Raw genomic sequence first — 22,183 nt, 5'->3', positions numbered from 1 at the left:
TTCATCGTTAGTTTTTTTCAAAATACAGTCAGTATTCTCTCAAAAACTGCCTTGATTAGCGACAAACTATCTCTTATATAAAAGCACTTTACTTGTAAATACAGATTCTTGTTAGAAAGCACATTATTATGATCACCAAAGAATTCGATACAATAACTGCCATTTCAACTCCTCTCGGTGAGGGGGCTATCGGGATTGTCCGCCTGTCTGGGACGGATGCATTTGCCATTGCCAGCAAGGTTTTCAAGGGCAAGGATTTGGCGACTGTTCCTAGCCACAGCCTCAACTACGGCCACATTATTGACCCTGCGACGGGGCAAGTGCTTGATGAGGTCATGATTGGGGCCATGCGTTCCCCACGCACCTTCACGCGCGAAGATGTCATTGAGATTAATACCCACGGAGGCATCGCCGTTACCAACGAAATCCTCCAGCTCCTGATTCGCCAAGGGGCTCGAATGGCTGAGCCGGGCGAGTTTACCAAGCGTGCCTTTCTCAACGGCCGTGTGGATTTGACCCAGGCAGAGGCCGTCATGGATGTTATCCGTGCCAAGACCGACAAGGCCATGCACAATGCCGTCCGCCAGCTTGACGGCTCCCTCTCCCAGCTCATCAACGACACCCGTCAGGAGATTCTCAACACACTGGCACAGGTCGAGGTCAACATCGACTACCCTGAGTACGACGACGTCGAGGAGGCGACGACAGAGCTGGTCCGCGAGAAAACCCTCCAGTTCCAAGCCCTTTTGGAAAATCTCCTCCGCACTGCCCGCCGTGGAAAAATCCTGCGTGAAGGCATCGCGACCGCTATTATCGGTCGTCCAAATGTGGGAAAATCCAGCCTGCTCAATAACCTCCTCCGCGAAGAGAAAGCCATCGTTACAGACATCGCAGGAACAACCCGCGACGTTATAGAAGAATACGTCAACATCAAAGGTGTCCCCCTCAAGCTGATTGATACAGCAGGTATCCGTGAAACAGATGACATCGTTGAAAAAATCGGTGTGGAACGGTCTAAAAAAGCCCTTGAGGAGGCCGACCTGATCCTGCTAGTCCTCAACGCATCCGAGCCCCTGACCGAGCAAGACCGCAATCTCCTAGCCATTTCCGATTTGGCCAACCGTATCGTCCTGCTCAACAAGACCGATTTGGAAGAGAAGATTGAAGCAGACCAACTGCCTGAGGATGTCATTCGCATTTCCGTCTTGAAAAACCAGAATATCGACCAAATCGAAGAAAAAATCAACCAACTCTTCTTTGAAAATGCAGGCTTGGTCGAGCAAGATGCCACCTATCTCTCCAATTCTCGCCATATTTCCCTGATTGAACAAGCCGTTCAAAGTCTACAAGCTGTCAACGATGGACTGGAAATGGGCATGCCAGTAGACTTGTTACAGGTTGACCTGACACGCTGTTGGCAGATTTTAGGAGAAATCACAGGCGATGCTGCTCCAGATGAACTCATTACCCAACTCTTTAGCCAATTCTGTCTTGGAAAATAGAAAGAGGCTAGGCAAGTCTTAAAAATAGAAAATAGCTTAGAATTACGTCGTAAGAAACCGTGATTCTAAGCTATTTTTAATGATTCAAATTGTGATTGAAGATGAAAGGTTCAGTTTTTACACGCTTTTTGTATATTAACAGATTAAAACTTGTCCTTCTCTAAAAAATAAACTATACTATGGATAGAAAGGAGGCTTACCCTATGAAAAAAATGATAATCGCTTTACTTGCCGCTTTTTGCCTTATTTTTTCCTTTATCTCTTGGAAATTGGAAACCTATCAGCACGCCAAAGTAGAACTCGATTCAAATGCTGACTTCTATCTCGTTTATCCAGGTAAAATCGAAGCCTTTCAATTATTTAATGACCAGCCAAAGCTCATTCACACTCAAAAAATGAATTCGGACAACTATTTCGGCTCTGGAAAAAACCACATTATAGACAATCAATATTTAGTTTTTGCCAATGACCAGCAGAAATTTATCAATGACAATTTGGTTTCTATTGATTTCAAAACAGGAGAAATTCTTCGTAAGCCAAGCAAATACGCTACCTACATCAGCGGAACTGATGGGCAACATTTTTATACAGCAGGTCCTTTCCATGCCTTATCACAGTTCGATAATACATTCAAATTAAAAAATCAATTAAAACTAGATGATAATTTTTTCCCACTTCCATATGTCTATGCAGATGATACATTCATTTATTTAAACGGCAATCAAATGACCACTGGTCAATCAGATTCTCAAAAAAATGTTCTCTATATTATCGATAAAACAAGCTTTACAAGATCAGATATAGTCGAATATGATAAAAATCTAGTAGCTCATGAAGGACTCCTTGCAAAGGATATACTCTATCTTCCAATCACTAGTCACCATGCTTTAGATTACAAGGATATTGAGACTTCCTATGATATTTTGACCTTCAATACAAAGACACGTACATTTTCCTCCATAACCTTATCACAGCCTGCACCAGGAAGCATCCAACCACTCAAGGAAGATAACCTATTATTCATTGAGCACGAAAGCGATTGGCTATCTGCAATCACTTTCACCATTTATAATACCCAAACAGGTCAAGAGAGCTACCATCGTCTAGACGAGCTTAATCCTCGTCCTTATTATATTGACCATGTCCGCCAACTAGACGGTAATAGATTATTATTGATTCTGGCTGGTAAGGCACTCATCTATGACTGGCAAGCAAAAAAAGTTTTAAGTCAAACCATTCTATCTGAGGATTATGTCAGCGGGGTGTGGGTAAATGACTGATAAACAAAAACGAATCTCAATAAAGATTGTAAAAGTCCCAAGATTAGTCTTTCTTGGGACTTTCGCATATTCTATCGAAGTTGCATAGCACAATCAATGTACTTACAAATCCTCGGAACCACTATCTAATCGAAGTAAACGCCATTCCCAAAGCAGAACCAAAATAATATTTCCACCTTTCTTGCTCTAAATAGCGCTTAAATATCTTTAATTTATCCGATTGAATCTTATTCAAAGCTAGTTCTTCCAATACACATGGATATATTTTATAGGAAAGATAGCTAATCTTACTACCTTTTTCACACAACTCCATTGCTTCCAACAACTGGAATTTCAATGCTTTGCTCAACTTTAATTCTGAATCAGATAATAGTTCATTTATTTTTTGTATAAACAACTTACTTTTTTTACTGTTTCTAAACATTTTCATCTTCGTAGGGATTTCTGAAACAATCATGCGATGGAAATGATAGTGTAAACCTACTCAGTCACCCATCTCTTCCAACTGCTTATTATTTTTCTTTGTCCTCTTCCGCTTCTTTTGTTTCTTGGACAGCCAGTAAACCTGTTGACATGGCACGACCAGTTAGGGTTGCGCTGATTAAATCACGGACATTGAGGCCTAGACCTTCTGTTGTCTTGTCCATGGTCGTCATCAGGTCTCCCACCATTTTTGAGGCATTCCCTTCGCCGTACATGGTAATCTTATCAACATTTCCAAGTGGTGCTGCAATATTCTTGGCGATTTCTGGAAGGACATTGACCACCATTTCAGTCACGGCTGCATCGTTGAACTTGGCCATGGCATCCGCTTTCTTGCTAAGACCTTCTGCCTCTGCTTCGAGTTTCAAACGGATGGCTTCTGCTTCGGCACGTCCTTTGGCCTCAATACCTGCCGCTTCTTGCTCCGCAGCATACTTGGCAGCTTCTGCACGCGCTTTTTGAGCTTCCGCTTCACGCTGCGTTTCGTAGAGTTCTGCTTCTGCCTTGCGTTGACGTTCAATCAAATCTGCTTCTGCAGCTTGCTGGCGAGCATATTTTTCTGCCTCTGCCTGTTTGCGGATAGTAGCTGAGAGCTCTTGTTCACGGACCTTAACTTCCTCTGCTTTTACTTCTGCTTCTTTTTGTTGCTTGACAATATTGGCTTCAGCAGTTGCACGCTCGATTTCTTTCCTTTGAGCTTGTTCCTCAATGCCATAGGCTGCGTTTGCCTGTGCCAGTTGGACATCTGACTGACGTTTTAGATTAGCTTGCTCAATAGCTAGTTCATTCTGTTTCTTGGCGATTTCTAAGTCTGCAGCGACACGCGCATCATTAGCCGCCTTATCCTCACGGGCACGGACTTCTGCTTGTTCCCGCTCTGCTTTGGCACGAGCATTTGCAGCATCCTTCTGGATGGTCACAATATTGTCAATACCTAGGTTTTTAATGACATCGTTGTCATCTGTGAAGGATTGAACCGTAAAGGCAATGATTTCCAGCCCCATTTTAGCCAAGTCAGGAGCCGCGTTGGATTGGACTTTTTCTGCAAAAGCCTGGCGGTTATTAACCATGTCACGCAGTTCCATCTGACCAATGATTTCACGCAGATTTCCTTCCAAGACATCTTGAATAGAGGCAGAAATATCTGCAGTTTTCCAGTTAAGGAAGTTTTGAGCTGCCGCATTGAGCAATTCATCGGACACCCCAACCTTTACTTTTACGACCGCATCAGCTTTTACGTTGATAAAATCAAGAGTCGGTACAAAATCTGTGGTCTGCACATCTGTTGAAAACTGCTCAATAGAGATATAGGAGCGTTTTTCGATAAAGGGAATCATAAAACCAGAACGGCCAATTAAGGTCCGAGGTTTGCCCAAGCCGGTAATGACAATCGCTTCGTTAGGCTTGGCGGACACATAACCACATACAAACAATAAAACAAATAGTACAACAACAATAATTGGTATCATAATCACCAATATATCAAATCCAAAGTCCATATTTATCTCCTTTATTCCTTATCACTCAAATCAACACTTGGTACAGTCGTCGCCGCATCATTTGTTGCCTGGAAGAGCTCTACTTTTTCATATCCGAATAGACCTGCATAGATGGAGGTCGGGAACCGCTTGATTTTTTTATTGTAGGTAGTTGCCACCGCATTATAGTCTTTACGGGCTACCAGTATCCGATTTTCCGTACCTTCAAGCTCTGTAATCAGGTCAGATACCTGTTGATTGGCTGTCAATTGAGGATAATTCTCAGCCACTACCAACAATCTAGATACTGCAGAATCTAGCTGACTTTGAGCTTGATTATAGTCACTCGTTCCCTGTTGACTGGAGCCGATTTTAGCACGCGCTTCTGCAATAGCAGTAAATATTTCTTCCTCGTGTTCCATGGCACCTTTGACAGCTGCGACTACATTAGGTATCAAGTCATAGCGACGTTGCAACTGTGTGTCTACATTGGCTTGCGCATTTTCAACCTCAGCATAACTGTCAACTAAGCCATTGTATTGCCCAACTGCTCCCATTCCTAAAAACAGCAGAGCTAGGACTGGTATGAGGATGACCAACCATTTCTTTTTCATAAGATTTCCTTTCTAACTACGATTAAACATTCGTAAAAAAGCAAACAACTATCAGAAGCCCTATACGAGCCTTACCATCCAGAAGAGGCTCCGCCACCGCCGCCTCCACCACCTGACCAACTACCTCCGCCAAAACTAGACGATGAGGAATTAGACGAGTGATGATTGTGATAGTGATGATGATCATCAACCAACATCCAGAGTAGATTACCTGGTCCGCCACCACCACGACTAGATTTGTCAATGATACCAAATAGGATAGCGATCAGAATAACTACGAGAAACAGCCAAAAGCCGTCACCCTCCTCACTTGTACCTTCTTCTATAGCAGCTAACTGATTTTTACCGATGCTTGTACCATAAAATCTATCCCCAATGGAGTTGACGATATAGGAAATTCCTCTGCTGTAGTCTTCCTGTCGAAAGAATTCTCTTGCATTCTCTAGAATATCCTTGGCTTCTACATCCGTGATGACTGTGGCAGCATTGTCTGAGGTTTCTATCCGAAATGCTCTGTCAGCTATGGCAACCACTAAAAGAACTCCGTTGTCCGTTCCTGCAAAACCGACCTGCCAGTGACGAAAGGTTTCATTAGCCAAACTTTCAATATCACTGGACAGACTTTCTGTTACATAAACACCAACCTGTAAAGCTTGCTCGGTGCTTGCCCAATTTCGATTGAGTTGATCAATTTCTGCAATGGTCTCACTAGAGAGTAACTGCGTCTCATCCACTACCGTTGTACCTGTGGGTCGGTCTGGAATCTGATTTGCTCTAGCTAGTGTGGGTGCAAATAGCAAGCAAACCGTCAGAATAGCGAAACAGCCGATGATAATTTTTTTCCATTTTCTCATCAGAACACCTCCTTCGATGAACAAAGATAAGAAAAATTTATTAGGTATATATATACAATTATATCATATTATCATTTTTCCAACAATATATTTATGTTGTTTTTCAGTAACGGTAGAGTCTGTTCAACAAACCAAGGATGTTTAGCTTGCCAGATATTGTTCCTTGGCGATGGATGAGGTAGGGGAAAATAGGTGGGTAGGTAATCACCTGCATTCTCCACTCTCTCGGTCACAGTCCTATGGGATTCTCCTAAATAATAGTCCTGGGCATACTTACCAATCAACAAGGTCAGCTCAATCTGTGGGAGTTGCTTCATAATGAGTGGGTGCCATTTGGGTGCAAAATCCTTGCGAGGCGGCAAATCCCCAGACTTCCCTTTTCCTGGATAATAGAAATCCATAGGAAGAATAGCAAAATGGCCAGATTCATAGAAGAATTCCCTATCTACTCCCAACCATTTCCGCAGATTCTCTCCACTAGCATCATCAAAGAGGCGACCTTTTTCTTGTGTTTTTAATCCCGGCGCCTGTCCAATAATGAGGATTTTTGCAGTAGACGGTGCTTGGAAAAGTGGCTTTATCCCTTTTTTCGTAAAAGCTTGATTGGTTAAATCCTCCATAATCGCCTGACGAATATCAGCAAGTTCCATGATGTCCTACTTTCTTGAACATGGTCACATCTTCTTCCATGGCATGAAAACCACATTTTTTATAGAAGAAAAAGGCTGGCAGAGTGCGGTCGGTTTGCAGGAGAATATGAACAATCTTTCTCTCAATCAACTGCTCCTCAATTCTTTTTAGAAAGGCTTGTCCGATTCCTCGCCCTTGGTAGTTGCGAGCAATACAGAGCTCTTCAACACGGTATTCGGTCCCCTCATACCAGTAGCGAATATGCCCTAGAGAAAGGGCAATGAGGCTACCTTGGTCAAGCAATCCAAAACAAAGTGCTCTGGGGTGCTCTAGTAAATCACCTATGTAACGGTCTAATTGTTCCTCGTCAGACCAATCGTCATTCCATGGCTCCTGACTAAATACAGATAAGAAGAGCTGTTTGACCATTTCTATATCTGCAAGTGTGAGTTCTTTCAGTTCCATTTTCCCTCCTAAAAAAGACGGGCGAACCCGTCTTGATATGAACCCGTATTCACAAGTAAAGTGCTTTGATATAAGAGATAGTTTTTCGCTAATCAAGGTAGTTTTTTGAAGGAATACCGACTGTATTTTGAAAAAAACGAACAATGAGTAGCTGAAAAACTAGCCTTAGATAAAAGTGCTGTACTGTAAATATGGGCTCGTATTATTTGATCAATTCATAGATAGCTTCTGCGTAAATGGCAGCGGCGCGGTAGAGTTGCTCAACTTCGATAAATTCGTTGGCTTGGTGCATGGTGTTGACATCGCCTGGGAACATAGCTCCGTAGGCAACACCACGTTTGAGCAAGCGTCCGAATGTTCCGCCACCGATCACTTGTTCGTGACCTTTCAAGCCTGTGTGTTTTTCATAAACAGACAAGAGGGTCGCAACCATTGGGTCATCGATCGGGCAATAGTGTGGGGTATGACCATGCTCAGACAGGCTGACAGCTTCCACGCCAAGTTTTTCCAAACCAGCCTTGATAGCTTCAGGGTTGGTATTTTTTGGATAACGGAAGTTGAGGGCAATGGTGTTGTCAGATGAGGTTTCATCAAACTTGAAAACACCTGCGTTCATAGAAAGAGCTCCCATTTGCTCATCGTAAATGGCTACGCCAAGTTTTTTAGCGTCATGGTCTTCTATAAGGACTTGTCCTGCCAAGTCAAGATAGGCTTTGGCTGCTCCGTCAAAGACGAATTGGCTGAGGAATTTAGCCAAGTAGGTAGCTCCGTTGACACCTTCTTCTGGGGTTGAACCGTGGGCTGATTTTCCGATGACGGTGACTTGAACTTGACCGTTTTCAAGGTTTTCCGCGTCAGCTTTTAGGCCATAGGCTGCTGTGAAATCTGCCAACTTGCTGTCTAGGTCTGCCAGGTCGCCAGAGATAATAGCTGTCGCAGACTCAGGCACCATGTTCTCACGCAAACCGCCTGCGAAGGAATGCAGTTTAGCAGCTCCGCTATTTTCCCCCGCAAAATGAAGATAAGCTGTGATATTGCCCTTTTCGCCATTGATAATCGGGAACTCAGCATCTGGAGAAAATCCGAAATCTGGCAGGGGAAGGCCGACGTGCTCGAAGTAGTAATCCATGTCCGCCCAGCCTGACTCTTCGTCGGTACCGACGATGAAGCGGACTTTTTTAGAGGTCGGAAGACCCAACTCCTTGATGATTTTCAAGCCGTAGTAACAAGCCATGGTCGGTCCCTTGTCGTCAGAGGATCCGCGGGCAAAGAGCTTACCGTCGATGATTTGCGGCTCGTACGGGTCGGTGTTCCAGCCGCTACCTGCTGGCACCACGTCCAAGTGACCGAAGATACCGAGGACTTCGTCGCCCTCGCCAAACTCAAAGTGACCTGCATAGTTGTCAACGTTCTTGGTTGGGTAACCATCACGCTGAGCGATTTCCAGGAACTTGTCCAAGGCACGCACTGGGCCTGGTCCAAATGGATGTTGGGTATCTGCCTGGCTGTCGTCACGCTCGGAATTGATGCGGAGGAGGTCAAAGAGGTCCGCTAGAAACTCATCTTTGCGTTTGTCAAACTCTGCTCTAAAATCTACTGTCATATGTTCTCCTTTTCAGTATCGTCATTTGGTTTATCTTTTATTACTTCGACGAGCGAGGAAACATCGTTTCCTTATTTCCAACTTCAAACACTCCACTGGAGTGTTTGAACTCACCTTGCCTAACTCCAGTTATGCCTGCGGCTGTTGACACAAACTTCGTTTGTTTCATCTCCGACCTTCAAAGGTTCCCCGAACCTTTGAAGCTAGTAATAAAAGTAAACCAAAAGACTAGATTAAAGTAAGTCTATTTTATCACAAAATGTAAGAGATTTCAGAAGTAAAGCGAAGAAAAAAAGTTGGTCTCCCAACTTCTTTCTATTTTTTCCAAGCAGATCGTTCTGCTACAACTGTAAACAAAACATCGGTTGATGAGTTGAGGGCTGTTTCACAAGAGTCCTGAATCACTCCGACCACAAATCCGACTCCAACTACTTGCATGGCTAACTCATTTGGAATGCCAAAAAGACTACATGCTACTGGGATGAGGAGAAGCGAGCCACCTGCTACCCCAGATGCTCCTGCTGCTGATAGTGATGCAACAACGGATAAAAGAAGAGCTGAGCTGAAATCAACACTGATGCCAAGTGTATGAACAGCTGCCATTGTTAAAATATTAATCGTAATAGCCGCGCCAGCCATATTAATTGTGGCACCGAGTGGAATGGATACTGAGTATGTATCTGGATCCACTCCTAAACGTTTGCAGAGCTGCATATTGACAGGGATATTAGCTGCTGAACTTCTTGTAAAAAATGCCGTAACCCCACTAACCCGAAGACATTCAAACACCAGCGGGTAAGGATTTTTCTTCATTACAAGAAAAGCAATCAAGGGATTGACAACAAGCGCGACAAAAAACATGCTTCCAACCAAGAGTAAGAGCAGTAAGCCATAGTCTTTTAAAGCTGTCAGACCATTATTTGCAATGGTATCGAAAACCAAGCCCATGATACCAAATGGTGCCAGACCAATAATCCAGCCTACAACTTTAGAAGTCACTTCCGCAGCAGATTGCAATAAATCTTTGGTTGTCTTGCTTGCATGACGAAAGGCCAAGCCAAACACTGCCGCCCATGTCAAAACACCAATATAATTAGCCGTTGCAAGAGCATTGATTGGATTGTCAACGACCTTCAACAAGAGGTCTTGGAATACTTCAGCAATCCCTTGTGGAGGAGTAATGTCCGTAGTCGTTGTAGTAGAAAGAACCAGTTTAATAGGGAATAAATAGCTTGCTCCTACAGCAATGAAGGCCGCAGCAAAAGTGCCAAATAGATACAAGCAGATAACTGTCCTCATATTCGATTTTTGACCAGCAGGAGCTTGTGATAGAGCATGCGCAACTAGTGTCAGAACCAAAAGAGGGGCTATAGCTTTCAATGCTCCTACAAATAGACTTCCCAATAATGAAATCATTGTCAACTGAGGAACTGTCAATCCAAGGACTAATCCCACAAACACCCCGATACTAATTTTTCGTATTAAACTCATTTTTTTCAAAATAGAAAATATGTCTTTCACTCATAGACCTCCGAACAAACATTTTTCATCATATCAGAAAAATGAAGGTTGGTCAATAGCATAAAAAATGAGGTATTACACAGTGGAAGCCTGAAAAATCTTGCACAATCATTTCAACTTTACCTACTGAGTTGAAAAGGATATCTTTCGGTGGCTTGTTTCTACCACTTTATCGATAAATTCGCTATATAATCTGAGGCAAATTGAGTCAAGCGATTGCGACTATCTTTGGATTCATAAAAATCAATCATGGCAAAACCAGCTCGTAATTGCCCAGCAATCTGCTCTTCTAAGGTGTGGCTAAATTCATAGCCATATTCTGGGTCAATTGTAATTTGTCCTGTTTCTTCTAATTGTCGTGCATTGAAAGGTAGGCTGTACATTGGAACCAATGCTCTGTCTGGATGCTCCCAAACATCATCAGCATCAAAGACATAAATCCAAGGGTTCATGTAACCAACCATGAGCAGTCCACCTTTTTTCAAAACCCGATAAGACTCCTGCCACATATTTTCCAAGTCTTCGATATAGACATTTGAAACAGGGCAAAAAATGATGTCAAAACTCTCGTCTTCAAAAGGAAAAAGCTGTGTCATATCTGCCTGCACCGTCTGCAAATCTAGATTTTCTCGCTCAGCAACTAGCCTATCCTTGTCCAACTGTTCCTTGGAGAAGTCCATAATGGTCGTTTGGTAACCGTGAGCCGCAAACATCGGTCCCTGTTGACCACCACCACAGGCCAGCCCCAACAATTTCTTGCCTTGGACCTTTTCAAACCAGTCAAGCGGCACCGTCTTTCCAACCGTCAGAGAAACAGATAAGGGCTTGTCTTTGGCAACAAGAAATTCCTCATGACTGAGCGGAACCGTATAGGCATTTCCCTGTCTAGCTGAAACTCGATTCCAACGTTCTTGATTGTAGTTTACATAATCTGTCATTCTTATCTCCTCTGGAGAGGCCTAGCAAATCTGACCTCGTTCTATTCTTTTCATATTTTTACCTCCTTTACTATGCTCATTCTATTATAGTATAAGCACAAAGAAAAAACCACCTTTCGGCAGCTAGTTTCTTAAGTCAATTCATTAAAATCCCATACATCGTCCACCCAGCCTTCATAGAAATCAGGCTCGTGACAGACCATGAGAATTGAGCCCTTATAGGCTTGAAGGGCACGTTTGAGTTCATCCTTGGCATCCACATCCAAGTGGTTGGTCGGCTCGTCGAGAACTAAGACATTGTTTTCACGGTTCATAAGCAAACAGAAGCGAACTTTGGCCTGCTCACCACCTGAAAGAACTTGAATTTGGCTTTCGATATGCTTGGAAGTCAGACCGCAACGAGCCAAGGCAGCCCGTACTTCTGCCTGGTTAAGGGCTGGAAAGGCATCCCAAACGGCTTCCAGCGGGGTCTGACGATTGCCACCAGCTACTTCTTGCTCGAAATAGCCTAGTTCCAAATATTCCCCGCGCTCCACAGAACCGCCCAGCGGTGGAATAATCCCCAGCAAACTTTTAAGAAGAGTAGATTTACCGATACCGTTGGCACCGACAATGGCAATCTTCTGGTTGCGTTCAAAGGTCAAATTGAGCGGTTTACGTGTCAATACACGGTCATAACCAATTTCCAAATCAGTCGTTTGGAAGATAAAGCGACTTGGAGTTCGAGCCATTTTGAAATCAAATGATGGCTTGGGTTTCTCTGCTTGAAGCTCAATAATCTCCATCTTGTCCAGCTTCTTCTGACGAGACATGGCCATGTTTCGAGTTGCAACTCGGGCCTTGTTACGGTTAACGAAGTCCTGCAAATCTGCGATCTCCTTCTGCTGGCGCTCATAGGCAGCCTCCAACTGAGCCCGCTTCATAGCATGGACTTCTTGGAATTGGTAGTAATCACCTGTGTAGCGAGTCAAAAGCTGATTTTCCACATGGTAGACAATGTTAATCACATCATTCAAGAAAGGAATATCGTGCGAAATCAAGACAAAGGCATTTTCATAGTTCTGCAAGTAACGTTTGAGCCAGTCAATATGCTCGGCATCTAGATAGTTGGTCGGCTCATCCAGAAGCAAGATGTCAGGTTTTTCCAAGAGCAATTTTGCCAAAAGAACCTTAGTCCGTTGTCCACCCGATAACTCCGTCACATCCTTGTCCATGCCATAGTCCATGACACCAAGCGCACGCGCTACTTCGTCAATCTTGGCATCAAGCGTATAGAAATCACGGCTTTCCAGACGGTCTTGCAGCTCACCAACCTCTTCCATGAGGGCATCCATATCGGCTCCCTCTTCTGCCATAGACATATAAATATCATTGATACGAGCTTCTGTCTTGAAGAGTTCATCGAATGCTGTCCGCAAGACATCACGGACTGATTGACCTTTTTCTAGTTTAGCATGCTGGTCTAAATAACCTGCCGTTACATAACGTGACCATTCAACCTTGCCTTCGTCTGGCTGCAGCTGACCTGTCACGATGGACATAAAGGTCGATTTCCCTTCTCCATTGGCACCGACAAGACCGATATGTTCCCCTTTCAAGAGACGGAAGGAGACATTCTCAAAAATCGCACGGTCACCAAAACCATGACTCAAATTCTTTACTTCTAAAATACTCATAATTTCCTCATAACATCAAAGAACTGGAGTAACAAACCCCAGTTTTTACTTTTATTTTCGCAGTAGTTGAGTGGAATTTCTTCGCCTATCAGCTGTGAAATTCCTACTCAACCTTGCGGGGGTTAGACAACGAAATCAAACTCTACGAGTTACTGATTTCTGTCTAACTCCCGATTTCCGCACGGACCACATCGGCAATAGTGTCCACGTAGTAATCGACTTCAGCATCCGTTGGCGCTTCTGCCATAACACGCAAGAGGGGCTCAGTGCCACTTGGGCGAACCAAAATACGACCGTTGCCAGCCATTTCTGCTTCCATTTTTTCAATGATAGCTGCAATAGCAGGCACTTCCATTGCCTTGTCTTTCATGCTGTTTTCCACACGGATATTGACCAATTTTTGTGGGTAAATGGTCACTTCTGCTGCCAATTCTGACAACTTCTTACCAGTTTCTTTCATGATTTTGGTCAATTGCACAGCGGTCAACTGGCCGTCTCCTGTGGTGTTATAATCCATCAGAATCACATGTCCTGACTGCTCACCACCGACATTGTAGCCTTCCTTGCGCATTTCTTCGACCACATAACGGTCACCAACTGCGGTCACAGCTTTTTCAATACCTTCACGATCCAAAGCCTTATGGAAACCAAGGTTGGACATAACTGTAGTCACAATTGTATTTTTGGCCAATAGACCTCGATCAGCAAGGTATTTACCAACGATGTACATGATACGGTCACCGTCTACCAAATCACCATTTTCATCGACAGCAATCAAGCGGTCACTGTCACCATCAAAGGCAAGTCCAATTTGACTACCTGTTTCCTTGACCAGTTCTTGCAATTTTTCAGGATGAGTTGACCCAACACCTTCGTTGATGTTCAAGCCATCTGGCTTTTCAGCCATTACTGTCAAATCTGCTCCCAAATCTACAAAAATTTGACGCGCAGATGTTGCTGCAGCACCATTGGCTGTATCGAGTGCAACTTTCATACCGTCCAAATCTGTACCAGTTGACACCAAGAATTGCTGGTACTTACGTAGACCTTCTGGATATTCTACCACATCTCCTAAACCTTGAGCAGATGGGCGTGGCAATGTGTCCTCCTCAGCGTCAAGAAGAGCCTCAATTTCCGCTTCCAATGCATCATCCAATTTGAAACCATCACCAGCAAAGAATTTGATACCGTTATCTTGCGCTGGGTTATGACTTGCAGAAATCATGACACCTGCACTTGCTTTTTCAGTTTTGACTAGGTGAGCAACACCCGGTGTCGCCAAAACTCCCAATTTATACACATGAATCCCTACTGATAGAAGTCCTGCAATCAAGGCAGCCTCTAACATTTGACCTGAGATACGTGTGTCACGCGCCACAAAGACACGAGGAACATCTGTCTCATGCTGGCTAAGGACATAACCACCAAAACGCCCCAATTTGAATGCTAATTCTGGCGTTAATTCTACGTTTGCTTCTCCACGGACACCATCTGTCCCAAAATATTTACCCATTTTCATAACCTCTTATTTTGTTTTTGTAAGTATAATTTGCATATTTGCTTCCGTCTGAGACAGTACAACTGGCAAGACATTGCCATCACTGTCTACAGCCTGTAATTTAGCTGTGCCACTATAATTCTCAGACAGATTGCTCACATCCATCGCAACAGCTTCGACTCGATCAATCTTAGCCATTGTTTCTTCATCCGTTGTCACTTTAACGGTATCTACGTTGACTGAAACCTTAGACAGACTGTAACCTTCTGCCAATTGATTACTATAGACTCTACCAGCTACTGGGAATGCCTTGCTAACTTTTTTACCAATCTTGACGGTGATCGCATCAGGTGCCAGTGTCGCACTCACTCCTGCCGGCAAATTGGTCAATTGTAGCTTGACAGTTTGTGTCCCATCACTCAACTCTCTCAAATCCGCAGTCACTTGAAAAGTCCGAGTTGACTCATCTGATTCTCTCTGTAGGAGAACACGATTAGAGCCCCTTAATTCAACTGCCACCGTCGAAGAAAATCCAGAAATAAAATACTTGTTTGTATCATATTCAATTTCAATCGGTACATTGTTCAGTGTGTGAACATAGGTTTCTGACTCCGTGTTCTGTGCAGCTGATTCTGAATTTTTATAGTTGGTGGTTGTTGCATAGAAAAAGAGCAACAATGCTAGAAAAATAGATAGGGCTAAGTGACCTACAGCTTTAAACTTATCGTTCATGTTTGCCACCTCCTAATCGCTTCCAGATGGACTTTTTCTCTACATTTTCAGAAATAAAAGTCGCTCGCAACTCTGCTTCAAACTCATCCAAAGTCAAGTCATGTTTGAATATCCCGTTTCGTGCAATAGAGATACTGCCAGTTTCTTCAGAAACAATAAACACAAACGCATCAGATACCTCCGATAAGCCAATGGCTGCACGGTGTCGTGTTCCAAATTCCTTTGAAATTCCTGCGCTCTCTGACAGGGGCAAATAAGCACAAGCAACCGCTACCTTGTCTTCCTTGACAATTACGGCCCCATCGTGTAACGGTGTATTCGGGATGAAAATATTTATTAACAATTCCTGAGATATATCCGCATTGAGAGGAATCCCCGTTGCTCTATATTCTTGCAATGTTTGGGCTTGTTCTACTGCCACAAGTGCACCAATTTTACGCGGAGACATATAAGCAACAGATTTGAGAAAAGCAACAATTAGCTTTTCTTCTGCACTCACAGTATTTGCCCCAAAAATCTGAGTTGTCCTACCAAGTTTTTCAAGCATGGCACGCAACTCTGGTGCAAAAATAACTACTGCTGCAATAACTCCATACGTGATTACTTGATTAATCAGCCAAGCAATCGTCTGCAGACCGAATAAACTAGCTATAATCTGGACAATAATGAAGAGAAAAACCCCTCGAATCAATGTCATAATTTTAGTACCTGCAATAGCCTTACTAAAATTATAAATCAAATAAACAACTATACTAATATCAATTAGGTGCAACAGTGCGGTCCAAGGACTGGCTATCAAACTCGACCAATACCCTGTATCCAGTAACTGGTTTAGGTTTAACATATCATTCTCATACTTTCTAACTCATACATAGTAATGTACTCATTATACCATATTTTTTCCCCTTTTCTTTAGAAAATAGTGACCTTCCTGTTAAAAATATTACAGATTTACTGCAGGAATATATCACATTCCAACACACTCCATTCTAGAAAATCAGTGACCTTTATGATAAAATAGTCCCATGAAAATAAATACAGCTTTGGGTATTCTAGCAGGAAAAAGTTCCCAGTTCATTTTGAAAAAACTAGGACGTGGTACTACCCTGCCTGGAAAAATTGCCCTCAAATTCGATAAACATATTTTAGATAGTTTGGCTAAGGATTATGAAGTCGTTGTTGTAACAGGTACTAACGGTAAGACCCTGACCACCGCCCTGACAGTCGGTATCCTTCAGGAAGCTTTTGGAGAAATTACGACCAACACCAGCGGTGCCAATATGATTACAGGGATTACGGCTACTTTCCTGTCTGCCAAGAAAAATAAAAATGGCAAGAAGATTGCCGTCTTGGAGATTGATGAGGCCAGCCTGGCCCGTGTGACCGACTTTATCAAGCCTAGCCTGATTGTCTTCACCAATATCTTCCGCGACCAAATGGACCGCTATGGCGAGATTTATACCACCTACCAGATGATTTTGGACGGGGCTGCCAAGGCACCTCAGGCGACCATTCTCGCCAACGGTGACAGCCCGCTTTTCAATTCGACCTCCGTTATCAATCCAGTAAAATACTACGGTTTTGCGACGGAAGAGCATGAGCCTCATCTGGCCCATTACAATACCGAAGGCGTTCTCTGCCCGCATTGCCACCAGATTATCCAGTACAAGCTCAATACCTACGCTAACTTGGGCAGCTATATCTGTAACAACTGTGGCTTTAGCCGACCTGAGCTGGACTACAAGTTAACTGAGTTGAAGGAAATTACTAATACTTCTTCTACCTTTGCCATTGACGGTCAGGATTACAAAATCAACATCGGTGGGCTTTACAATATCTACAATGCCCTGGCAGCTGTCAGCGTGGCAGAATTTTTCGGCGTATCTCCTGAGAAAATCAAAGCAGGATTTGACAAATCCAAGGCCGTTTTCGGTCGCCAAGAAACCTTTAAATTGGGCGATAAAGATTGTACCCTGGTCTTGATTAAAAACCCTGTCGGTGCAACCCAGGCCATTGAAATGATGAAACTGGCTCCTTACGATTTCAGCCTGTCCGTCCTTCTCAATGCCAACTACGCTGACGGAATTGATACCAGCTGGATTTGGGACGCCGACTTTGAACAAATCACTCAAATGGACATTCCACAAGTCTTTGCAGGCGGTGTTCGCTCGTCTGAAATTGCCCGTCGCCTCCGTGTGACTGGCTATCCAGAGGACCAGATTACTGAAACACCAAAACTGGAAGACATCATGACCTTGATTGAGCAGTCCAGCAGTCAGCATGCCTATATCCTCGCAACCTATACGGCTATGCTGGAATTCCGTGACTTACTGGCTCAACGCCAAGCTGTTGGAAAGGAGATGAAATAATGGTCTATACATCATTAAAAAGTCCTGAAAAAGACTACGCTTATGATCTCCACATCGCCCACCTCTACGGTGATTTGATGAATACCTACGGCGACAATGGCAATATCCTCATGCTCAAGTATGTGGCTGAAAAGCTGGGGGCTCGTGTCCAGGTGGACATCGTTTCCCTAACAGATGAATTTGACAAGGATTTCTACGATATCGCCTTTTTCGGTGGTGGTCAGGACTATGAACAATCTATTCTTGCAAAAGATTTACCAACTAAAAAAGACAGCCTGGCAGACTTCATCGAAAACGACGGTGTCATGCTGGCTATCTGTGGTGGCTTCCAATTGCTCGGACAATACTACATCGAAGCTGGCGGCCGCAAGATTGACGGTCTAGGTATCATGGGCCACTACACCCTCAACCAGACCAACAACCGCTACATCGGTGACATCAAAATTCACAATGATGAATTCAACGAAACCTACTATGGTTTTGAAAACCACCAAGGCCGTACCTTCCTAGCTGACAACCAAAAACCGCTGGGCAAGGTTGTCTATGGCAATGGCAACAATAAGGAAGACGGCGGCGAAGGCCTGCACTACAAAAACACCTTCGGCAGCTACTTCCACGGACCAATCCTGTCCCGCAATGCCAACCTAGCCTACCGCTTGGTCACAACTGCCCTCCGTAAAAAATACGGACAAGACATCCAACTTGCCAGCTACGCTGATATCCTCAGCAAAGAAGTCGTTGAAGAATACGGCGATGTGAAAAGCAAGGCAGAGTTTGAGAAATAAAGCAAAACCGCTTCTGAATCCAGAGGCGGTTTCATTTTTTATATCGTTCCTACCAAAAGCACTCCCTCAACCGTAATCTCCGTCAACTGGCTCAAATCCAACTTGGACTGGTCCACTTGGAAAAAGAGGGGTGTCATGTCTGCCAGGACTTGAGCATGGGCGGCTGTAATCGGCAGAGTCCGACTGACCATCACCTGCTCCACCTGCCCCACGTAAGACCTGAAATGGTCCACGATATCCTGGTTATCATAGGACTCCTTGCGGAGTTGGTCTTTGGCTAAATGGCGGAGCTCCTTGAGGTGATTGGGACCTGGGACCAGCTTGAGAATAGCCCCACCAGTTTTCAGCACTCTGGCAAATTCCTGATAATTGGCTGGGGAAAAGATGTCCAAGATGCCGTCAATTGTCTTGTCTTGAATGGGCAACTTTGTCAAGTCACCAACAAACCATTTGACCGACTTGCTGCTGTCAGATCTAGCTGCTAGGAGTATGGAATCCTTGGAAATGTCAAAAGCAAGAATGTCCAAGTCCATTTTCTCGGCTAACTTACGGGAATAAAAGCCCTCCCCACAGCCGATGTCCAAGACAGACTGCAAGCCCAGCTCTGCTATTTTCCCCTCCAAAGCCTCATAGAGATGATCGTAATAGCCCGCCTCCAAAAAGGCCTGGCGGTTTTCAAAGCTAGACTTGTGGTAGTTGGCGGACTGCTTGACCTGGGGCGCCAGATTGACATAGCCCTGCTTGGCGATGTCGAAGGTGTGGCGGTTGGGGCAACGGAGGCTGTTTAGGTCAAGACCAAGAGCCTGCCCACAATGTGGACAGGTGAAAAATTGGTCGCTATTAAGGAAACGTGGGTGTTTGGTCATGTTACTTGTTTTCTTTTCTAAAGCGGTGGAGGGCTAGTCCGGATAGGAGCGTGGCAATGGCTCCTGTAAAAACTAGCAAATATCCAACTGGGAGCAGGTAGAAATTTTCATGCAGGATACCCTTGGCATCGACATATTCGACGGAATTGGCCTTGATGATAAAGCAAACAAAGCCTAAGACCATGAGAAAGCTTCCGATAATGGTAATGGTCAGGTGCATCTGGGTACGGCGACCTTCGCGACCGTCCTTGACTAGTTTTTCTGTCATGTTGTTCATGTCAGTTCCTCCTAAGATAAGTTGATCTAGGGAGATTGAAAAGACAGAGGACATGAGAATCAAGAGTTCCAAGTCGGGTAGGTTTTTGTCATTTTCCCAGTTGGAAACAGCCTGCCGTGTCACATTGAGCTTGAGAGCAAACTGCTCCTGGGTCAAACCTTCCTTCTTCCGTAAGTCTTTGATTTGTTGTCCAAAGTTCATTTCTTTCTCCTTTCCGGGAGCGGGACAGAACTCAAAAAATGAGAAAGAGTTCGTCAACAAGTCTTTATTTCTAGTTGTTGAGCTAAAACGGTCTATCCCCAGCCCGTTTTACTCCCGTCCCCGCACAGCTTAAACTGTCTGGGGGACAGTTTAAGGTTGGGAATAAAGCGAACAAAGTTCGCAACATTCGTTAGGTCAGATTTGAAGTGTGCAACACGAACAAATCTGCCAATCAACCACTGCGCCGAGATGTTGACACCAACTTCGAGAAGTGATGCTAATCTCTATACTTATCTTAGTCTGACGCTAATCATTTGCCAAGAAAGGCTGGCTTGCAAATAACATTTTTGACCGCAAGAGAATTTTGTGGCAGAGTTTTTTCATCGCAAGACCTGCTTGCAAGTCTGTTCTATCAAGGTTTTAGGCTAGTGTCAACTTGCTGTCAACCTAGCCCATCTGCTCTGATAATGCTTCCCATTCTTCCATGAGGCTTTCTTGTTGGGCTGTCAGTTGGTCGATTTCTTTCTGGTAATCGGTCAGCTGTCCGATATCGTTGGTTTCTAGCATGGCTTGGTTGAGCTCGCTTAGGCGGTTTTCGATGTTGTCAATTTCTGCCTCGATTTGCTCGATGCGGCGAGCCAGTTTGCGTTGCTCTTTTTGGTTTTCCTTTTGGGCTTGGTAGTCCATGGCTCCGGCTGATTGGCTGGTACTTTCTAGCTGATCAGGCTGGGTTTCTGCTTGCTGCTCTGCCTTTTTCTCCAAATAATAATCATAGTCGCCCAAGTAGAGCGTGGAGCCAGTTTCCGAGATTTCCAGCACCTTAGTGGCAACGCGGTTGATGAAATAGCGGTCGTGGCTGACAAAGAGCAGGGTGCCGTCAAAGTCGATCAGGGCATTTTCCAGGACCTCCTTGCTGTCGATGTCCAGATGGTTGGTCGGCTCGTCGAGGATGAGGAAGTTGTTGTTTTCCATGGACAGCTTAGCGAGGAGCAGGCGGGCTTTTTCCCCACCAGACAGCATGGACACGGACTTTTTGACATCGTCTCCTGAGAAGAGGAAGGCTCCAAGGCGGTTGCGGATCTCCACTTCAGGCGTGGTCGGAAAAGCTGACCAGAGCTCCTCCAAGACCGTGTTGGAAGGCGTCAGGGCCGACTGGTTCTGGTCGTAGTAGCCCACTTCCACATTGGCACCTAGCTTAGCTTCCCCTTTGATAAATGGCAGAGCTCCGATGATGGATTTGAGCAGGGTTGTTTTTCCGATTCCGTTCGGACCGACAATGGCAATGGCATCCAGCTTTCGTTGGTCAATGGAAATAGGCTGAGAAAGTATTTCTCCATCATAGCCCACCGCAGCATTTTCCACTGTCAAGACGATATTGCCAGAAGTCTTGTCCGACTGAAAAGTCATGTTGGCAGACTTCTGCCCAGTTGTGGGCTTGTCCAGTCGCTCCATCTTTTCCAACTGCTTGCGTCTAGCCTGGGCACGCTTAGTAGTCGAAGCACGGACAATATTTTTCTGGACAAAGTCTTCTAGTTTGGCAATCTCCTTCTGTTGCTTTTCATAGTTTTGCAATTCCGTTTGCAACTTCTGCTCTTTGAGTTCGACAAACTGAGAATAATTCCCCACATAACGATCCAAGGAATGCTTGGTCAAATCCAGTGTCAGTGTCGCCACCTTGTCCAAGAAATAGCGGTCATGGCTGACAATAATCAAGGCTCCCTTGTAATGCACTAGGTAGTTTTCCAGCCAGGCAATCGTATCAATGTCCAGGTGGTTGGTCGGCTCATCCAGCACCAATAACTCTGGGCTTTCAAGAAGCATTTTTGCCAGTGCAAGACGAGTATTCTGACCGCCAGAGAGTTCGGAGATTTTCATGTCCCACATGGTCTGGTCAAACTTAAAGCCGTTCAAAATAGCACGGATGTCTGCCTCATAGTTAAAACCACCTGCCAGACGAAATTCTTCCGACAGACTATCGTAGGTCTTCATGAGCTGGTCGAGTTCATTACCAGAAAGACTGCCCATTTGCTCTTCCATAGACCGCAGGCGTTTCTCCGTCATCCGCAGGTCGTCAAAGACATGGAGCATTTCATCATAAATGGTATTTTCCGACTCAAAACGGCTATCCTGTGCCAGATAAGAGAGGGACAAATCACGCTTGGTTGAAATGTCACCGCTTGTCGCAGCTTCTTCTCCGACAAGGATTTTGAGTAGGGTGGACTTGCCTGCCCCATTTTTTCCGACAAGGGCAATCCTGTCCCGCTCGTCCACTTGAATGTTGATATTATTAAATAAAACCTCGCCCGCAAAAGAGCGTTCAATCTTGTTTCCACTTAGAATAATCATAAAAATATTGTACCATAATTTAGGGTAACAGTGCGGAATCCTTTTTCTGATTTCAAGAAAAAACA

The 22,183-nt window shown here is 44.4% G+C and carries 20 protein-coding genes; 4 read left to right on the top strand and 16 right to left on the bottom strand.

Going from position 1 to position 22,183, the window contains the following annotated elements:
* The first annotated feature begins 128 nt into the window (after positions 1-128).
* Both mnmE and ODU34_RS04785 read left to right on the top strand, forming a co-directional pair.
* Positions 129-1,502 (top strand): tRNA uridine-5-carboxymethylaminomethyl(34) synthesis GTPase MnmE, encoded by a 1,374-nt coding sequence (mnmE, locus tag ODU34_RS04790; protein ID WP_024406900.1) that lies wholly within the window; start codon positions 129-131, stop codon positions 1,500-1,502.
* Positions 1,503-1,705: 203 nt separating this feature from the next.
* Positions 1,706-2,782, top strand: a complete 1,077-nt coding sequence (locus tag ODU34_RS04785) for a hypothetical protein (protein ID WP_105257187.1) — start codon at positions 1,706-1,708, stop codon at positions 2,780-2,782.
* Between the two features lie 121 nt (positions 2,783-2,903).
* Here ODU34_RS04785 and ODU34_RS04780 read toward each other — a convergent pair whose 3' ends face one another.
* The 13 genes from ODU34_RS04780 to cdaA form a co-directional block, all read right to left on the bottom strand.
* Positions 2,904-3,212, bottom strand: coding sequence for a hypothetical protein (locus ODU34_RS04780; protein WP_161950527.1), 309 nt, complete (start codon positions 3,210-3,212; stop codon positions 2,904-2,906).
* Positions 3,213-3,294: 82 nt separating this feature from the next.
* The gene (locus ODU34_RS04775; RefSeq protein WP_105257186.1) at positions 3,295-4,764 is read right to left on the bottom strand and encodes a flotillin family protein; all 1,470 of its coding nucleotides are present in this window, start codon (positions 4,762-4,764) and stop codon (positions 3,295-3,297) included.
* Positions 4,765-4,775: 11 nt separating this feature from the next.
* Positions 4,776-5,357, bottom strand: coding sequence for a LemA family protein (locus tag ODU34_RS04770; protein ID WP_024413347.1), 582 nt, complete (start codon positions 5,355-5,357; stop codon positions 4,776-4,778).
* Positions 5,358-5,428: 71 nt separating this feature from the next.
* On the bottom strand, positions 5,429-6,211 hold the full coding sequence (locus ODU34_RS04765; protein ID WP_024387958.1) for a YgcG family protein: 783 nt from the start codon (positions 6,209-6,211) through the stop codon (positions 5,429-5,431).
* Positions 6,212-6,282: 71 nt separating this feature from the next.
* Positions 6,283-6,861: a uracil-DNA glycosylase family protein gene (locus ODU34_RS04760; protein WP_105257185.1), complete on the bottom strand. Its 579-nt coding sequence runs from the start codon at positions 6,859-6,861 to the stop codon at positions 6,283-6,285.
* Entirely contained in the window at positions 6,848-7,306 is a 459-nt protein-coding gene (locus ODU34_RS04755; RefSeq protein ID WP_105257184.1) for a GNAT family N-acetyltransferase, read from the bottom strand. The genes ODU34_RS04760 and ODU34_RS04755 overlap by 14 nt, the downstream gene beginning before the upstream one ends.
* A 202-nt stretch (positions 7,307-7,508) precedes the next feature.
* A complete protein-coding gene (gene pepV / locus ODU34_RS04750; RefSeq protein WP_398578387.1) occupies positions 7,509-8,909 on the bottom strand; it encodes a dipeptidase PepV in 1,401 nt (466 codons plus the stop codon).
* 315 nt (positions 8,910-9,224) lie between these two features.
* The gene (sstT, locus tag ODU34_RS04745) at positions 9,225-10,430 is read right to left on the bottom strand and encodes a serine/threonine transporter SstT (protein WP_079739250.1); all 1,206 of its coding nucleotides are present in this window, start codon (positions 10,428-10,430) and stop codon (positions 9,225-9,227) included.
* Between the two features lie 161 nt (positions 10,431-10,591).
* Positions 10,592-11,368 (bottom strand): class I SAM-dependent methyltransferase, encoded by a 777-nt coding sequence (locus ODU34_RS04740; protein ID WP_105179283.1) that lies wholly within the window; start codon positions 11,366-11,368, stop codon positions 10,592-10,594.
* Between the two features lie 131 nt (positions 11,369-11,499).
* Entirely contained in the window at positions 11,500-13,044 is a 1,545-nt protein-coding gene (locus ODU34_RS04735; RefSeq protein WP_009910410.1) for an ABC-F family ATP-binding cassette domain-containing protein, read from the bottom strand.
* Positions 13,045-13,207: 163 nt separating this feature from the next.
* Positions 13,208-14,557, bottom strand: a complete 1,350-nt coding sequence (gene glmM, locus ODU34_RS04730) for a phosphoglucosamine mutase (protein WP_024385421.1) — start codon at positions 14,555-14,557, stop codon at positions 13,208-13,210.
* Positions 14,558-14,569: 12 nt separating this feature from the next.
* Positions 14,570-15,274, bottom strand: a complete 705-nt coding sequence (locus tag ODU34_RS04725) for a YbbR-like domain-containing protein (RefSeq protein WP_024399761.1) — start codon at positions 15,272-15,274, stop codon at positions 14,570-14,572.
* Positions 15,264-16,118 (bottom strand): diadenylate cyclase CdaA, encoded by an 855-nt coding sequence (gene cdaA, locus ODU34_RS04720; protein ID WP_024399762.1) that lies wholly within the window; start codon positions 16,116-16,118, stop codon positions 15,264-15,266. Before cdaA ends, ODU34_RS04725 begins: the two co-directional genes overlap by 11 nt.
* Positions 16,119-16,299: 181 nt before the next feature.
* On the opposite strand from cdaA, the gene murT reads away from it, so the two are divergent.
* Entirely contained in the window at positions 16,300-17,643 is a 1,344-nt protein-coding gene (gene murT, locus ODU34_RS04715; RefSeq protein ID WP_105122024.1) for a lipid II isoglutaminyl synthase subunit MurT, read from the top strand.
* Positions 17,643-18,428: a lipid II isoglutaminyl synthase subunit GatD gene (gene gatD, locus ODU34_RS04710; protein WP_105179284.1), complete on the top strand. Its 786-nt coding sequence runs from the start codon at positions 17,643-17,645 to the stop codon at positions 18,426-18,428. The genes murT and gatD overlap by 1 nt, the downstream gene beginning before the upstream one ends.
* Before the next feature lie 38 nt (positions 18,429-18,466).
* On the opposite strand, the gene ODU34_RS04705 is transcribed toward gatD, so the two are convergent.
* From ODU34_RS04705 to ODU34_RS04695, 3 genes are all read right to left on the bottom strand, one after another.
* Complete coding sequence (locus ODU34_RS04705; RefSeq protein ID WP_105179285.1) at positions 18,467-19,294, bottom strand: putative RNA methyltransferase; 828 nt, start codon at positions 19,292-19,294, stop codon at positions 18,467-18,469.
* Position 19,295: 1 nt separating this feature from the next.
* Positions 19,296-19,772, bottom strand: a complete 477-nt coding sequence (locus ODU34_RS04700; RefSeq protein ID WP_105139773.1) for a DUF3955 domain-containing protein — start codon at positions 19,770-19,772, stop codon at positions 19,296-19,298.
* Positions 19,773-20,219: 447 nt separating this feature from the next.
* Positions 20,220-22,118 (bottom strand): ABC-F family ATP-binding cassette domain-containing protein, encoded by a 1,899-nt coding sequence (locus ODU34_RS04695; RefSeq protein ID WP_105179286.1) that lies wholly within the window; start codon positions 22,116-22,118, stop codon positions 20,220-20,222.
* Positions 22,119-22,183: the final 65 nt, after the last annotated feature.

The sequence above is a fragment of the Streptococcus sp. 2018WUSS126 genome (assembly GCF_044427425.1).
Lineage (GTDB): Bacteria > Bacillota > Bacilli > Lactobacillales > Streptococcaceae > Streptococcus > Streptococcus hashimotonensis.
This window is presented reverse-complemented; position numbering and strand designations above follow the sequence as displayed.

Excerpts from the sequence above, each read along its gene's own strand:
- mnmE (WP_024406900.1), top strand. The coding sequence starts at position 129 with ATGATCACCAAAGAATTCGATACAATAACTGCCATTTCAACTCCTCTC.
- ODU34_RS04785 (WP_105257187.1), top strand. The coding sequence starts at position 1,706 with ATGAAAAAAATGATAATCGCTTTACTTGCCGCTTTTTGCCTTATTTTT.
- ODU34_RS04780 (WP_161950527.1), bottom strand. The coding sequence starts at position 3,212 with ATGAAAATGTTTAGAAACAGTAAAAAAAGTAAGTTGTTTATACAAAAA.
- ODU34_RS04775 (WP_105257186.1), bottom strand. The coding sequence starts at position 4,764 with ATGGACTTTGGATTTGATATATTGGTGATTATGATACCAATTATTGTT.
- ODU34_RS04770 (WP_024413347.1), bottom strand. The coding sequence starts at position 5,357 with ATGAAAAAGAAATGGTTGGTCATCCTCATACCAGTCCTAGCTCTGCTG.
- ODU34_RS04765 (WP_024387958.1), bottom strand. The coding sequence starts at position 6,211 with ATGAGAAAATGGAAAAAAATTATCATCGGCTGTTTCGCTATTCTGACG.
- ODU34_RS04760 (WP_105257185.1), bottom strand. The coding sequence starts at position 6,861 with ATGGAACTTGCTGATATTCGTCAGGCGATTATGGAGGATTTAACCAAT.
- ODU34_RS04755 (WP_105257184.1), bottom strand. The coding sequence starts at position 7,306 with ATGGAACTGAAAGAACTCACACTTGCAGATATAGAAATGGTCAAACAG.
- pepV (WP_398578387.1), bottom strand. The coding sequence starts at position 8,909 with ATGACAGTAGATTTTAGAGCAGAGTTTGACAAACGCAAAGATGAGTTT.
- ODU34_RS04740 (WP_105179283.1), bottom strand. The coding sequence starts at position 11,368 with ATGACAGATTATGTAAACTACAATCAAGAACGTTGGAATCGAGTTTCA.
- ODU34_RS04735 (WP_009910410.1), bottom strand. The coding sequence starts at position 13,044 with ATGAGTATTTTAGAAGTAAAGAATTTGAGTCATGGTTTTGGTGACCGT.
- glmM (WP_024385421.1), bottom strand. The coding sequence starts at position 14,557 with ATGGGTAAATATTTTGGGACAGATGGTGTCCGTGGAGAAGCAAACGTA.
- ODU34_RS04725 (WP_024399761.1), bottom strand. The coding sequence starts at position 15,274 with ATGAACGATAAGTTTAAAGCTGTAGGTCACTTAGCCCTATCTATTTTT.
- cdaA (WP_024399762.1), bottom strand. The coding sequence starts at position 16,118 with ATGTTAAACCTAAACCAGTTACTGGATACAGGGTATTGGTCGAGTTTG.
- murT (WP_105122024.1), top strand. The coding sequence starts at position 16,300 with ATGAAAATAAATACAGCTTTGGGTATTCTAGCAGGAAAAAGTTCCCAG.
- gatD (WP_105179284.1), top strand. The coding sequence starts at position 17,643 with ATGGTCTATACATCATTAAAAAGTCCTGAAAAAGACTACGCTTATGAT.
- ODU34_RS04705 (WP_105179285.1), bottom strand. The coding sequence starts at position 19,294 with ATGACCAAACACCCACGTTTCCTTAATAGCGACCAATTTTTCACCTGT.
- ODU34_RS04700 (WP_105139773.1), bottom strand. The coding sequence starts at position 19,772 with ATGAACTTTGGACAACAAATCAAAGACTTACGGAAGAAGGAAGGTTTG.
- ODU34_RS04695 (WP_105179286.1), bottom strand. The coding sequence starts at position 22,118 with ATGATTATTCTAAGTGGAAACAAGATTGAACGCTCTTTTGCGGGCGAG.